Below are 12,582 nucleotides of genomic sequence, written 5' to 3' on the forward strand. Positions count from 1 at the left end.
CTTCGACCCGTAGGCCGAGCGCAGTAAGGCGATCGCCCAGGTCCCCGGCCAGCTCTCGAACAAAGAGCAGGTCGGGGACCGCAAACTCAAAAGGGAGACGAAACAGGTCCTCGAGCAAGGCGCCTCGCTCCAGATCGATCAAAACCGAGGTATCGGAAACGAGGACCGCCAAGGTGCTTACGCCGCAACTTGATCCAGACGAGCGTCCAGTTCGCGAACCGTTATTCCCAGCAGTTCAGCGGCCCGGGCTTCGCCGATGACTCGTTCGGCCAGCGCACGATAGCAAAGCCTCTCGAAGCGCTTCGGCTCCTCGAGTTCAGGCTTCATCCGGCCTGGCTCTTCATAGGGCGCCGTCCGCCATCCCCGTTCCGCGAAGATCTTGAACAGCCGGCCAAAAGCGGACTGGCTGATGATGCCGAGATCCTTGCAGCGATAGGCGATGGCCTGGATGCTGACGCCAAAACGCTTCTTGAGCGCGACCAGCTCGCCAAGACTGATCGACGATCGGCTGACCCCAACTTCGGCCCGAAGGACGTCGGCCGGCATCAGGAAGGCGCCGGCAAACCGATGCGCCGCCTTTTCCTCATCGACGCCGGGGGATGGGGCCAGCACCATATGACCGAGCTCATGGGCGAGATTGAAGCGCTTCCGCTCCGACCACGTGCTTTGCTTGATGACGATTACTCGCGCAGCGTTGCGGTCCTTGCGTCGCACCTTGGCGGCAAGCCCGTCGATATCGTCGAGATCGAGCGACAGGATCTTGATCCCGCGCTCCTCCAGAAGCTCGGCGAGCTGCGGGATGGGATCGTTTCCCAAACCCCAGTCTTCGCGGACAGAGCGAGCCGCATCTTCGGCGTCCCGGACATCGGCCACCGGATGTGGTGCGCTGCGTGGCTGCTCCCAATCGATGCTGCGCATCTGGAGCAGGTCCTCGATCGCGAGATAGCGCTCCAGCATGTGAATCGCGCGGGCTTCGAGGGCGGCTTCTTCCCGGAACGACGTGCCCGCCTTCTTGCGGAACTCGACGCCCTCAAGGGCAAGTTCGTCCTCGCTGAGCAGGTAATCCTCCGTCACGTGGAGCGTCGCCGCCAAGGCGATCAGCACCCGCGAGCTCGGCATATCCTCGTTTCTCTCATATTTGCCAATGGCTTGGGCCGATACGATGCCATCCATGGCGTCAGCGAGGCCACGCAACGACAGGCCCGAGGCCGACCGTGCGACCTTAAGCTTGTGTCCGATCATCTGGGCCTCCTTTGCGTCTCAGTTTACAGAAGTACGATATGGGCACAAATTTGTAAACCAAAAACCCTTGATGCGCGGAAAATTGAGCCTATATGGCCCGCATACCGCTCCATTGTCCCGGATTTGTAAACCGGTCTGGGTCGGACAAGTTCCACTGTGGCGTACTTTTGCGCCAGCCGCCGGCGAAACCGACCAGCAGGAATCGAGCAGCGATGTTGAACAATACTCAACTGCGGTACTACGACAGCAACGTGCTGCGCCTGCCTGCCGACAAGCGCAAGGAATACCACGAGCAGGTCGATCGCTTGATCGATGAACTCCGCAAGACCGTTCGCGACAAGACCGAGATCAAGATCACTAAGGTCGTGAAGGCCGGCCTTCGCCAAATACACGATTCTGCGGAAGACCGCTGTCGATCCGGTCGATGTCGATGTCGTTTTTTACATTTCTGGCCGAGACGTCAGCAAGGAGACGCTGGATAGCCTGAACGACACGATCTACGCGCTGCTGATCAAGCAGTATCCGAACAAGTCGGTCGAGGATTTTGAGATCCAGCGCAAGGCGGCGACCGTCACCTTCGTGGGCACGGGCCTCAGCGTTGATATCGTGCCGGTCATCGAAGACGAGAACCGCGCCGGCTACGGTTGGCAGTTCGACATTCACGACGGCACGAAGACGCAGACCTGCGCGCCTTGCCAGATCAAGTTCGTCCGCGATCGCAAGGACCAGGACGCGGATTTCCGCACCTTGGTGCGCATGGCCAAGAAGTGGCGCAACCAGGCGGAACTGAAGCCGCTGAAGTCCTTCGCCATCGAGCTGATCATGGCGCATGTCCTCGCCAAGCAGGGCAACGGTGCAAGCATCGAACAGCGCTTTCGCAATTTCCTCCTCTACGTCGCGCAGTCGCAGTTGAAGGAAGAGATCAAGTTTCCCGAGAATGTCGCGCCATTCACGACGTTCTGCGATCCGGTGGTCATTCTCGATCCGGTCTACAGCCTCAACAACGTGACCAGCCGGATTTCCGAGGACGAGCGGAAACAGATCGTCGCCGCCGCCCAGGAGGCCTGGGAGACGTCCAATTTTGCATCGGCCGAGAACGACAATGAGGTCTGGAAGGAGATCTTCGGCCCTCGATTCAAGACGGAGGACTGAAGATGAGCATGACCCAGGTCAGAAGCGCGAGCGCGACCTACACCTACGTCGACATCGAGAACGTCGTTCGGCGCGTCAACGCCGATCTCGTGATGATCGCGGACAGCACCGGCTGCTGGACTCCGGAGGAGGCTCGCAACTACGCCCATGACATCGAGGTCCTGGCCAAGGACGGCTACCTCAAATGGGTCGACGTCACGCTGATCAGCAGTGGGGTCGAGATCAAGGCCGTCAGGTTCGAAGTCGATACCGACGCCGGCTCGCTGTCTACGAGCCGGCCCGGCGGCGTTCTTTGGCCGAAGGTCGCAGGGGCCAAGCTTCGTGTCGTGCTGAGCTACACCGACGACTACACCAGTGCCGCACGCGAAGCCACGAAAGGTAAGCTTAAGATCGGTTGGGTGACCTGCTACGACGATACCAGCCATGCCGCTCTCTCGTCGGCTGGCGGCCGCAACTATGTCAGCAATGCCTATGGCATGCAGCGCAAGGATTGGGCCTCGTGAGTCAACCCAGCATCTTCGACAGCGAGACGCCGCTGCCCAGCGATACGCTGGCCAAACGCGAGAAGACCCTTCTGGGGTTCGATACCCGATATGCGCGGGTCCACGATCAGCTTCGTCTGCTGCTGAATGTCCGCGAGCTGGCGGGCTGGAGCCACAAGAATCACGGCAAGAGCCTTCCGATCTGCGATCTCGTCGCCGAGCAGTATCCGCTGGTGATCTTTCACGGCGATGTCGGCACCGGCAAGACCGCAACAGCGGAGTGCATCGCCAACAAGTTGGTAATCGAGGCCAGAAGCGAAGATTCGATCCTGTTCAAGCTGAGTAACCGCGTCCGCGGCAGCGGCATGGTCGGCGAGATGGGAACATTGATCGCGGAAGCCTTCAAGAAGGTCATTCAATCGGCCGGCAAGCACCGCCGCGCGGTCCTGATCATCGACGAAGGCGACAGCCTCGCCGCCTCGCGCGCCCAGGAGCACAGCCACCACGAAGACAAGGTAGCGGTGAACACGCTCATTCAGGGCGTCGATGACCTGCGCCAGTACGGCGGCCGGATCGTGGTGATCCTGTGCACCAACCGGCTGTCGGTCCTGGATCCTGCCTTGTGCCGCCGCGCCGCCATCATCGAGGAGTTCCGCCGTCCAACGGACGACGAGCGCCGCCAATTGCTCACGATGGATCTGGCCGGGTTGTCTCTGACGCCCATTCAGCTATCGCAGCTCGTCGAAGCCACCGGAGCGCGGGCAGGCAAGCCGTCCTGGACCTATTCGGATATCAGGACGAGGCTCTATCCGGCCGCGCTGGCAAAGGCCTTCCCGAGCGGGCCACTGCGCTTCGATCAACTCAAGCTCGCCGCCGCGGCGATCACCGCGTCGCCGGTGATGGAGGATCGCTGATGGCGCGCTCCCCTCTGTTCGGCCGGCGCATCCACATTGCCGGCAGCATCGTCGAAGACCTTGCCATCGCCTCGACCGCCGACGTCAATCAGGCCCGCGAGCTCGTTGCTGCGCTGGTCAAGGAATTGGCCCGTCGCGGTGCGAATTTCGTCGTGCCTGTCGACGCTGAACCTCTGCGCAAATCCGACGGGCTTCCGATCTGCTTCGACTGGCTGATCTGGAAGACGCTCAGGGAGAGCCTCGCGTCACGCCCGGCGAATGTTCCGGGCCCGCTCGCGGTCGCCGTGCAGCACCACAAGAGCGAAGATCAGGTCCCGGCTGAGTATGCCGACCTATGGGACGAGCTGCGCAGCTCGCCAATGGTCAAGATCGAGAACGCCGCGCACTGGAACATGGCCAGCAAGCGCATGGAAGCCCAGGCCCGCTTCGGCGATATTCTTGTCGCGCTCGGGGGGACGGAAGGGGTCCTCTACCTCGCAAATCTCTACCACGATGCCGGAAAGCCGATCATTCCCCTCAATCTTCCCGTGTCGCCGGAAACGGCGGGCGCTCGCCGGCTCTACAGCTTCGGATTGACTAGCAGCCAAACCCGCCGCCTGTTCCAGGTTGCGGATGACGGCGACGCCCATGACTGGCTCAACAAGATCCGGTTTCCGCCGCGCCAGTCCATCCCCGATCGCGTCGCGGTCCTCGTCGACCTGCTCGAGTCCCTGGAAAGACCAAAGGCCTTCGCGGTGCGGCTGCTGAATCCGGCGCTGCCGGACTATGCCGACGTGCAGGACTTTTTCGACACCGTCGTGCAGCCGGTGATCGAGAACGAGCTTGGCTACCGGCTCGTCGTCATCGACGGCCGGCAAGCCCACGACCATGCCCGTATCGATCAGGAAATCTTCGCCAAGTTGCACCGCAGCGCCGTCGTGATCGCCGACATTACCGGCGGACGATCGAATTGTTTCCTCGAGCTGGGATATGCTCTGGGTCGCGGGCTGCCTACTATGGTGACGGCGCGTGAGGGCTCGGACCTGCCGTTTGACATCACCACGCTCTCTGGCCTGCATTGGAAGAACAGCGGCGCGGCCGAGGATCGCCGGCGCGCCTTCCGCGAACATTGGCAGGCGATCCGCACGCGACCCTCGCTCGTGCCGGCGGAGCCATTGATCTCATGAGGCGTAAAACCGAAGTGTTCGTCTCAGTCGACGTTGAAACCGCCGGGCCGATCCCCGGTGAGTACAGCCTTCTGTCGATCGGCGCCTGCGTTGTCAACGATCCGGCAAAGACCTTCTCCTGCGAATTGAAGCCGATCAATCGCAATGCCGATCCGAAAGCCCTGCAGGTTTCCGGCCTGTCGCTGGATGAGCTTGCCAAGAACGGGCTCGAACCGGCGGAGGCGATGCGGGCCTTCGCGCAGTGGCTCGACGCGCTTGTTGAAAAAGACGGCTCGGTCGTCTTCGTCGGGCTCAACGCGCCGTTCGATTGGTCATTCGTAAATTATTATTTCCATCGGTTCACGGGCGATAATCCATTCGGGTTCACGGCTTTGGACATCAAGGCGCTTTTCATGGGTGCGACGGGGTGCGATTGGGCCGATACGCGATCGAGCAAAATGACGGAGCGCCTGTCGCCTCGGTTGAAGGGCGATCATCAGGCCCTGCATGATGCGCAGTATCAGGCCGAGTTATTCAGTCTCATTCGAACCAAGCTCTTGGGAAATCGGTAGAGCATGGCGGGAGACATGAAGCGACGCTCGCTCATTGTCGAAGGACCACTCGCATTCGCGATGCAACTTTTTGCAAAGCAACTACGTTTGATCGGTCGCTTTTCTATTAAAGGGGAACAATAGGTGGCATCAGTCGCGCGATATGTCGTTGAGCGGTCGCCGGACCAGGTCCGGCTCGCTTTCAAGAGCGTCCTCGAAATTTGCAAGGAAAGGAATATCTCCAGCGTGACGTTGGTGGTGCCGCAGAAGGGCGGCTTCGATCGGACCATCGTGGCCGAATTCCTCGGACCGAACGTCGTAAAGGCGCTCGTCAAGGGGCAACCCGTTCTGGTGGCGCAGGGCGTTCAGATGAAGTTGGAAAGTGCGCAGACCTCCCGGGGGAGTTGGTCAGATGGGCTGCTGATCGGCGGCCACATCTCGGACAAAGACATGAACAAGCTGGACGATGCGATCGGCGCGCAAGCGATCGTCTACCTTCCTTGGAACGATACCGACGGCAAAAACTGGCGAGCGACATGGGGAGCTCAGATCGTAGGAGCCACTACTGCACCGGCACCGACCGTTAGTTTGCCCGAGCCCGTGGAGGAGGCGCTGCAGAGCCTGACCCAAGCCGTCAATTTGGGTACGGGTCTCAATCATCCCTCAGACAAGAAACACGCAGAGCGCACAATCGCGCAGCTGCGTCAGGAAGGGCATTCGTTTGATCCAGTTGAGGTCCGCCGATGGGCTCAGCGGAACGGCTGGTCGTCAAGTGCGGCCGCAGACCTTGAAAAGGTAGCTCGCAAAGCATTCCGATAAGGTCAGTGTTGGATTCTAGTTTGGGATCCAGAGAAGGCAGCCGTTGAGAAGAATATATCGATGTCTCCTGCGCATTCGCCGTGATGGCGGACCTCAAGCGCGGCGAGCCGGATTGGAGCCTGCTGGGCGTCCCTGGCGCGGCGGACCTGCCGGCTATACGCTGGAAGCAGATCAATCTGGACAAACTGCCTGCCGAGCACAGGGCGAAGCTCGTCGCGCAAGTCGAGAAAGTCTTGCGCAACGCATGGGGTCGGAGGAGGAAACCCTCCATTTACCTGGCGGCCATGCGATGGCAACTTGTTCAGACGGCTTCTCCAGGGGAGACGCTGCCACCCAGCGAGGCCGGAGCGCGCCTCAGCTCAGTCGCCCATCGCGAGCCTCGCCGCGACCTGTCTCGTTGTCAGCATGAAATTTTTGAATCGTTGGCGCTGATCGATTCATTTATTTAATTGGACGGTCGATTCGGCGGCTGCGATTCTGGCGCATGTCCGAACTCACCGTGCAATATCTCGTGCTCGAGCGTCGCGATCCGGCCCGTAACATGGCGCGGTTCTATGTGCTCACGATTGAGCCGACGCTCTTTGGCGATACGGCATTGGTGCGCGAATGGGGCCGTCTCGGTGGGCGCGGTCGACGGCGACTCGATCTGTTCAAGCCGTCGAGGCTCTTGAGTCCTGGCTCAGGCGCAACGCCCGTCGCGGTTACGTCCAGCGGCACTTTCCGGGCTCGGAGCCGGCGTGCGACACGCCACAAGTCGGCTGATCTGGACAAAATGTCAGTGGAAGTATATCAAAGTAATCCGAGATCATACTCGACCATATTCCAAGAATTGCGAAAGTATTCCATAATTAATTATGCGAATTTAAATAGTGTCATGGTTTCAGTAGGAGAGATCAACCGAACTCCATAATAGAAATGCTCCATCAGTTGCTATTCAAGCGAGGCGTGGATCCGTGCGGCGCCAGATCGCCGGGAATGAGTGAAACAGATCGAGTCGACCGCGCTGTTGCCCACAAGCAGAGCATGTGTCATTCGACATGGTCACCGGCTCCCGCCATCCGGAACTGACCCCCCGCATTGCCTCACTAAAAATGTTACCGGACAACTTCTCTGCCGTGTCTGGGGCGGAGCTGCCGAATCAGTTCGGTGGCAGGTATGGCAGGGAAGATCAGCATGCGCGCAAAGCGCGAGATCAGATCAGCGGGTGGACCGAATGCTTTCCGCTTGTTGTGCGTGAAGCAGCTCTTGTGGTCGAAGCTCTCGAGCGCGCAGAACCTATTTCCCTGGCCCGTTCGGGGGCTCGATTTTGACAACGACAGCGCCTTCATGAACGACACGGTCGTGTCGTGGTGCCGTTCTCACGATGTCGAAGTCACTCGTTCCAGGGCCTACAAGAAGAACGATCAGGCATTCGTTGAACAAAAGAACGGAGCTATCGTTCGCCGCCTGGTGGGCTACGGGCGGTTTGAAGGCATTGATGCCGCCCGTTCATTGGTTCGCCTGTTTGCGGCGGCCCGGCTATACATCAATTTCTTCCAGCCCTCGTTTAAGCTGAAGGAGAAGCACCGCGAAGGTGCCAAGATGATCAAGTGCTATCTTCCTCCCGCTACGCCGTACGAAAAAGCATTGGTCCACCCGAGGCTCAATGAGGCATTCAAAGGTCGGCTGCGGGAGATTTACCGGACGCTTGATCCTGTGGCATTGCTGGCACAGATGCGGGACGCTCAGAATGAGTTGGGTAAGCGTGTCGATCAACGGGCTGGAAAGTCAGCGATGACTGTCGCGCAGGGGCACAGTGATTTGGCGGCCTTTGCCCGAGAGCTCGGCGATGGTTGGAAACAGGGTGAGCAGCGAGGCATTCATCGGCGTCGCTATGTGCGGCGCAAGCCTGTGCCACGTCGGCCATCGATGCTCGACCCATACATTCCCATCATCGAGGAATGGCTCGCCGCAGCTCCGCACTTGTCTGCGGTCGATCTTCTCTCCCTGCTGGAAGCGCATGCGCCCGGTCGGTTCAGCGGCCATCAGCGGCGCACGGTGCAGCGATTGGTGAAGAATTGGCGATCAAAGGCCGCTCGACAGCTCATCAGCAACACAGAGATCACACTATCGGTCCAAGCTTCGCGCCTTCGTATTTAATCCTGACAGGTTCTTTCGCTGAAGCACCGCAAGCCGCTCGCTCGCTACGGCGCTCTGGGGGGCGAGCTTCGCGAGCGGCTTGCTCCGACTCGCGGCAGTCGATCCAGAAGACACCAGGGTGACTTCGGTAACATTGTCATCTGAGGCAATATGGGGGGCAGTTTTCCATGGCGCGCGACACATAAGGAATGCGGTATTTGCCGCTTTGCGAGCAAGACCGTTCCTGTGCCGGGATCGCTGGTCGATTTCTTGGCTCCGCGGTCCACCAAGGCTTCGAGGTTTTCGAGCCCACCGAGCTTGCGATAAGTCGGCCCCGTACCGTATGTGCGATGCTTTTCCAAAGTTCGGCGGACAGGCCGAGAAAGCGTGCCGCTTCGGGGCTCCGCAAGTATCGCGGCGGCAGCCGGCGGTGGTCTGGCATTTGAGATGCTCCCTGCTCTTCTGGAGGGCTCGCGCGGCTGATCGCGTGCCGACGAGCATGATGGTGTGGAGTAGAAGAGCGCTTAAGGGGATGCCGAAGATGCGGGAATGATTTCGGCACCCCTGCTCTGTTCCTTGCGAGATGACAGGCAGAGCACGGCCGTGTCTCTTTGGATGCAGAGGCCGTTGGCCGGTTAAGCCATCAATCCACGGTATGGATGTGCTCCATCAAAACTATTGAGTTTTGCCGATCCTACGAATGGCGGATATTGGGTTCAGATGGCGCACTTAGACATCGAGATGAGCTACCGTCTTCTTTGGCTGGCGAGGGAATGGCATCGTGGCGGCTCGAAGCGACGGGCTTCCGCGGTCGCTTTGCCGCTTATTTCCGATAAACCACGGTATAGCTTTTCTGATGGTCTCAATATGGCTTAGCTCCGCGCGGCGGGGCGATGCTTGGAGGCTCCGGCCCCGAAAGGAGCTGGGCGCAGCCGATCTCAGGTGCGGTGCTGTGGCTGGCTAAATGGATTGAATTCATGGCACCCAGATCATGCGAAACAGGGATAGGGTCGTCTTCCATTTCCGCTACGAATGGGATCGATGAGAGTTACGGTCTATCTGCAACAAACCTGAACAACGGGCAATCTACGTACGCATTGCCAATCGGAGATGGCGCGCGTCCATCCGAAGCGCGCAGTAGGCGCTCATGCAGCGAACAAGCCAAAGCTGCCACAAGGGCCATCGAATGTTGTCGCGGCATGATGTCATCCTCGCGGATGTCACGTCATCTGAGGATAGGGATGGTTGACCCTATCTGGATTGCCATTGCTGGTGTTGTCTCTTTCTACCGGACGAAGGTTTTAAGACGGACGCTCGGTCTGTCCAAGATAGGCTGTTGAATGATGAACCGCGATGTAAGCCATGCGCCTGCGGTGTGCTTTTTGCTCGGTCTTCCCCGCTCGGGGACGACGCTGCTAGCGCATTTGCTGCAGCGGCACCCGGATATTTTGGCTCCGCCTGAACCGTGGCTCATGTTGGCACTTGAGGCCTTCGGTAAAGTCGACCACCGCCACCCAGCCGGCGCATCATTGGTTCAAAGCGCAACCTCGCAGTTCTTGGGGCGAATAGATCGGATGATCGTTACCCGCGCTTTTTCCGATGCAGCTTATTGCCAGTATTTAGCTGCTGCAGGCAAACGCACTCTCATAGACAAGACGCCGCGCTATTGGACGGTGCTCGACTTTTTGGATTCCCTTTATCCGGAAGCACCGCGTCTCGTTCTCATGCGTAACCCCTACGCCATCGCCGCATCACTGAAGACGACATGGGGCGTCCCTCTGCTGGCCGCAAGTTCCCCGCCCGCCATCGCATCGTGTCTCGCCGATATCGCGTTGGGCCAGCCCACGCCCGCGATCGCATCTTCTCTCGCAGATCTTGTCCTGGGCCTGCCTGCGCTAGCAGCATACCGCAGTCGACCTCAGACGCAGGTGGTCCACTATGAGACCCTTGTGGCGCACCCCGATGACGAAATTCGGCGCGTGCTTGCCGGCCTCGGTTACACTCCGACCGAGACGGGATCGGCGCCGGGGGGGCAGACGGACTATCTCCGCTCCAGCACTTTCGGAGATCGCAAGATCCTGGAGCGAAAGGCCGTCGATGACCGCTCAGTGGAGGCTTGGCAAACTGACTTGAGCATCGAAGAGATGCAAGTCGTGACCGACCTGGTTGGGGCGAAGCTCTTGACAGAGCTCGGTTATGAGCGGGATTTTCAGTACGCAAAGCAAGCCGGCGTCGTCGATAGGGGGCCGGAAGCAACCCAAGGCTATCGCCACTTATTTCGGACCTGCTGGGATTTTCTGGACGGCAAGACGGGAGGATCGTTCGAGCTCCCCGCCGAACTCAATAATAGTGGTGGGCAAGCGGAGGAACACGCCGCGGTTGCTTTCGCAGCCTCAGTGTTTCAGCAAGCGCAACGTCTGGCCGCCACTAAGAAGGAAGAGAATCTGCGGGTGGCAAATTCAATCGCGGCGCAGTTGAACGAGGAGCTCACGGCGGTCGTGTCCTCGGAGGTGAGGCGACAGCTTGCGCCGGCGGGCCGACGATAGGACAAACGCGTGACCACCGCGCGCCCGATCGCCCCACCGGCCCACAGGTCCCTCCCGCGCGCGCTGCTGCGTCGCTTGACGTGCAGTGGGAGCGAATAAGTCGAGGTAGTCGGTCATGATGTATCGCAGCGAGGTGCGCGTCGCGGCGGCGCACGCGGCGCAGGCCCAATCTCGACCATGCGGCCTCCGCAGATGGGGCACACGTCGAGGCGGTGACCAAGGAGGATGGCGCAGCGCTCACGATAGTCGACAGCTTCGGCAGGCGGAGGTGGCTGCGGGGCTTCAAGTGCCGCTCGGATGCGCGCGAGTTTGGCGGCGCGGCAGGCGTTCGCCAGGAAACCAAAATGACGGATGCGGCGGAACCCCTTCGGCAATATGTGAAGCAGAAAGTGACGAAGGAACTCCTCAGTGTCGAGCGTCATTACTTTGGATTTGTTCCCGGCGCGATAATCTTTCCACCGGAAGCGGACGTGGCCCTGCTCACAGGTAAGAAGCCGGCCGTTGGCGATCGCAACGCGATGAGTGTAGCGCCCGAGATAAGTCAGAACCTGTTCTGGTCCGCCGAAGGGACGCTTGGCGTAGACGACCCACTCGACCTTGCGGAGGGCGTTTAGATGGCGGGCGAATGCCGCTGGCTCGACGAGGTGCGCGAGATGGCCGAACAACTGGAGCTTGGTGCCATCGAACGCCGCCTGCAGGCGCTCCAGGAATAGCCGACGATGCAATCGTGATAGCACGCGAACGGGAAGGAAGAAGCCGGGGCGACAATGAACCCAGCTTCCATCAGGAGCGATCCCGCCGCCTGGTATGCCGGAATTTCTCCGGTCGAAGCTTGCGGGCTCGTCAATCCGTGCAGTGTATGAACTCTACCAGGCTTGGCGTGAGCAGCCCAACGCCGTCGAGACCATATGTGCAGCACAGGAGAGCTTCACCGACGCCCACGCCCGCCAGCTGGCTCGCAAAATTCGTAGCGGAGTTGGGGGCTCCCATGCTGATAGCGAAGGTGCCGCTGGAGCTCAATCGGCGCGAGGCCCGATCGCACCGCAAGTAGCATTGCGACCCATAGAGAGAGACCGTGTAACGGCGGCCGCGGAGAAGAGCTCCAGGTCTTCCGTCCATCGAAATGAGCGAATGAGTTCGTCAGTGACGATCAGAGTGCGCCACCAAGATCGCGCGGGCTGTCTTCTCGTCGATCGGCTCGCGTCTCAAGGCTCACGCCATGCCGTGCTGTTGGTCGATGGCGCAGAAGAAGTGGAAGAGGTGCCGGCATCGACCATCACCATCGAAGAGATCATTTTCGCATGAAGCTGGCCTTCGACTGTCTCCTCAGAAAGACCGCTGCGCTTGGCATGCCGGCGGAGCGGATTTCCCATCCGAAGGATGGCGCGTTAGCGCAGCAGCCGGAGGCCGAACGCGCCCCCCACAGCGCCGTAGAGAGGCCGGAGGCTGCTGGTAAGCCGCGGTCCACATACCCGGTGCCAATGTTGCCGGTCTCCACGCGCGGCGTTCGTGGAATAAGAGCACCGGGGCTGACGGCGGCGCCATTCCCGGAGGAATTCTGCGCATCGATCGTCGGCTGGGTTGGATCTCACCTGCAGCAAATCCCGAGCTTT

General features: G+C 60.1%; 11 protein-coding genes and 3 pseudogenes. 11 read left to right on the forward strand and 3 right to left on the reverse strand.

Annotated elements, in window-relative coordinates:
- Window positions 1-177 precede the first annotated feature (177 nt).
- Window positions 178-1,242 carry an XRE family transcriptional regulator gene (locus tag AC0WRY_RS35795; protein WP_128929591.1) on the reverse strand — a complete coding sequence of 355 codons (1,065 nt, stop codon included), beginning with the start codon at window positions 1,240-1,242 and terminating at the stop codon, window positions 178-180.
- Window positions 1,243-1,454: 212 nt separating this feature from the next.
- On the opposite strand from AC0WRY_RS35795, the pseudogene AC0WRY_RS35800 reads away from it, so the two are divergent.
- The 9 genes and pseudogenes from AC0WRY_RS35800 to AC0WRY_RS35840 all read left to right on the forward strand — a co-directional run bounded on the left by AC0WRY_RS35800 (window position 1,455) and on the right by AC0WRY_RS35840 (window position 8,444).
- A pseudogene (locus AC0WRY_RS35800) lies at window positions 1,455-2,394 on the forward strand (CBASS oligonucleotide cyclase).
- 2 nt (window positions 2,395-2,396) lie between these two features.
- Window positions 2,397-2,897: an HORMA-1 domain-containing protein gene (locus AC0WRY_RS35805; RefSeq protein WP_128929590.1), complete on the forward strand. Its 501-nt coding sequence runs from the start codon at window positions 2,397-2,399 to the stop codon at window positions 2,895-2,897.
- The gene (locus tag AC0WRY_RS35810) at window positions 2,894-3,790 is read left to right on the forward strand and encodes an AAA family ATPase (RefSeq protein ID WP_128929589.1); all 897 of its coding nucleotides are present in this window, start codon (window positions 2,894-2,896) and stop codon (window positions 3,788-3,790) included. The genes AC0WRY_RS35805 and AC0WRY_RS35810 overlap by 4 nt, the downstream gene beginning before the upstream one ends.
- Complete coding sequence (locus tag AC0WRY_RS35815; RefSeq protein WP_128929588.1) at window positions 3,790-4,956, forward strand: hypothetical protein; 1,167 nt, start codon at window positions 3,790-3,792, stop codon at window positions 4,954-4,956. Before AC0WRY_RS35810 ends, AC0WRY_RS35815 begins: the two co-directional genes overlap by 1 nt.
- Window positions 4,953-5,507: a 3'-5' exonuclease gene (locus tag AC0WRY_RS35820; RefSeq protein ID WP_128929587.1), complete on the forward strand. Its 555-nt coding sequence runs from the start codon at window positions 4,953-4,955 to the stop codon at window positions 5,505-5,507. Before AC0WRY_RS35815 ends, AC0WRY_RS35820 begins: the two co-directional genes overlap by 4 nt.
- 123 nt (window positions 5,508-5,630) lie before the next feature.
- Window positions 5,631-6,305: a DUF1889 family protein gene (locus AC0WRY_RS35825; protein ID WP_128929586.1), complete on the forward strand. Its 675-nt coding sequence runs from the start codon at window positions 5,631-5,633 to the stop codon at window positions 6,303-6,305.
- An 83-nt stretch (window positions 6,306-6,388) separates the two neighbouring features.
- A complete protein-coding gene (locus tag AC0WRY_RS35830; protein WP_128929585.1) occupies window positions 6,389-6,754 on the forward strand; it encodes a hypothetical protein in 366 nt (121 codons plus the stop codon).
- A 35-nt stretch (window positions 6,755-6,789) separates the two neighbouring features.
- Window positions 6,790-7,215 carry a WGR domain-containing protein gene (locus AC0WRY_RS35835; protein ID WP_371746380.1) on the forward strand — a complete coding sequence of 142 codons (426 nt, stop codon included), beginning with the start codon at window positions 6,790-6,792 and terminating at the stop codon, window positions 7,213-7,215.
- Window positions 7,216-7,460: 245 nt separating this feature from the next.
- The gene (locus AC0WRY_RS35840; RefSeq protein WP_128929584.1) at window positions 7,461-8,444 is read left to right on the forward strand and encodes a hypothetical protein; all 984 of its coding nucleotides are present in this window, start codon (window positions 7,461-7,463) and stop codon (window positions 8,442-8,444) included.
- Window positions 8,445-8,644: 200 nt separating this feature from the next.
- On the opposite strand, the pseudogene AC0WRY_RS35845 reads toward AC0WRY_RS35840, so the two are convergent.
- Window positions 8,645-8,865: pseudogene (locus AC0WRY_RS35845) on the reverse strand (helix-turn-helix transcriptional regulator); the annotation flags it as partial.
- 898 nt (window positions 8,866-9,763) lie between these two features.
- On the opposite strand from AC0WRY_RS35845, the gene noeE reads away from it, so the two are divergent.
- Window positions 9,764-10,969, forward strand: a complete 1,206-nt coding sequence (gene noeE / locus AC0WRY_RS35850) for a nodulation protein NoeE (protein ID WP_276575773.1) — start codon at window positions 9,764-9,766, stop codon at window positions 10,967-10,969.
- Window positions 10,970-11,082: 113 nt separating this feature from the next.
- Here noeE and AC0WRY_RS35855 read toward each other — a convergent pair.
- Window positions 11,083-11,778 (reverse strand): annotated as a pseudogene (locus tag AC0WRY_RS35855) (IS91 family transposase); the annotation flags it as partial.
- A gap of 334 nt (window positions 11,779-12,112) precedes the next feature.
- On the opposite strand from AC0WRY_RS35855, the gene AC0WRY_RS35860 reads away from it, so the two are divergent.
- Entirely contained in the window at window positions 12,113-12,274 is a 162-nt protein-coding gene (locus AC0WRY_RS35860) for a hypothetical protein (RefSeq protein WP_232995580.1), read from the forward strand.
- The last annotated feature ends 308 nt before the right edge of the window (window positions 12,275-12,582 follow it).

The organism is Bradyrhizobium sp. T-12, assembly GCF_058314695.1.

What these genes read in the sequence shown, in the direction of transcription:
- AC0WRY_RS35840 (WP_128929584.1), top strand. Translation starts at nt 7,461, where the DNA reads ATGGCAGGGAAGATCAGCATGCGCGCAAAGCGCGAGATCAGATCAGCG.
- AC0WRY_RS35805 (WP_128929590.1), top strand. Translation starts at nt 2,397, where the DNA reads ATGAGCATGACCCAGGTCAGAAGCGCGAGCGCGACCTACACCTACGTC.
- noeE (WP_276575773.1), top strand. Translation starts at nt 9,764, where the DNA reads ATGATGAACCGCGATGTAAGCCATGCGCCTGCGGTGTGCTTTTTGCTC.
- AC0WRY_RS35815 (WP_128929588.1), top strand. Translation starts at nt 3,790, where the DNA reads ATGGCGCGCTCCCCTCTGTTCGGCCGGCGCATCCACATTGCCGGCAGC.
- AC0WRY_RS35830 (WP_128929585.1), top strand. Translation starts at nt 6,389, where the DNA reads ATGGCGGACCTCAAGCGCGGCGAGCCGGATTGGAGCCTGCTGGGCGTC.
- AC0WRY_RS35795 (WP_128929591.1), bottom strand. Translation starts at nt 1,242, where the DNA reads ATGATCGGACACAAGCTTAAGGTCGCACGGTCGGCCTCGGGCCTGTCG.
- AC0WRY_RS35835 (WP_371746380.1), top strand. Translation starts at nt 6,790, where the DNA reads ATGTCCGAACTCACCGTGCAATATCTCGTGCTCGAGCGTCGCGATCCG.
- AC0WRY_RS35820 (WP_128929587.1), top strand. Translation starts at nt 4,953, where the DNA reads ATGAGGCGTAAAACCGAAGTGTTCGTCTCAGTCGACGTTGAAACCGCC.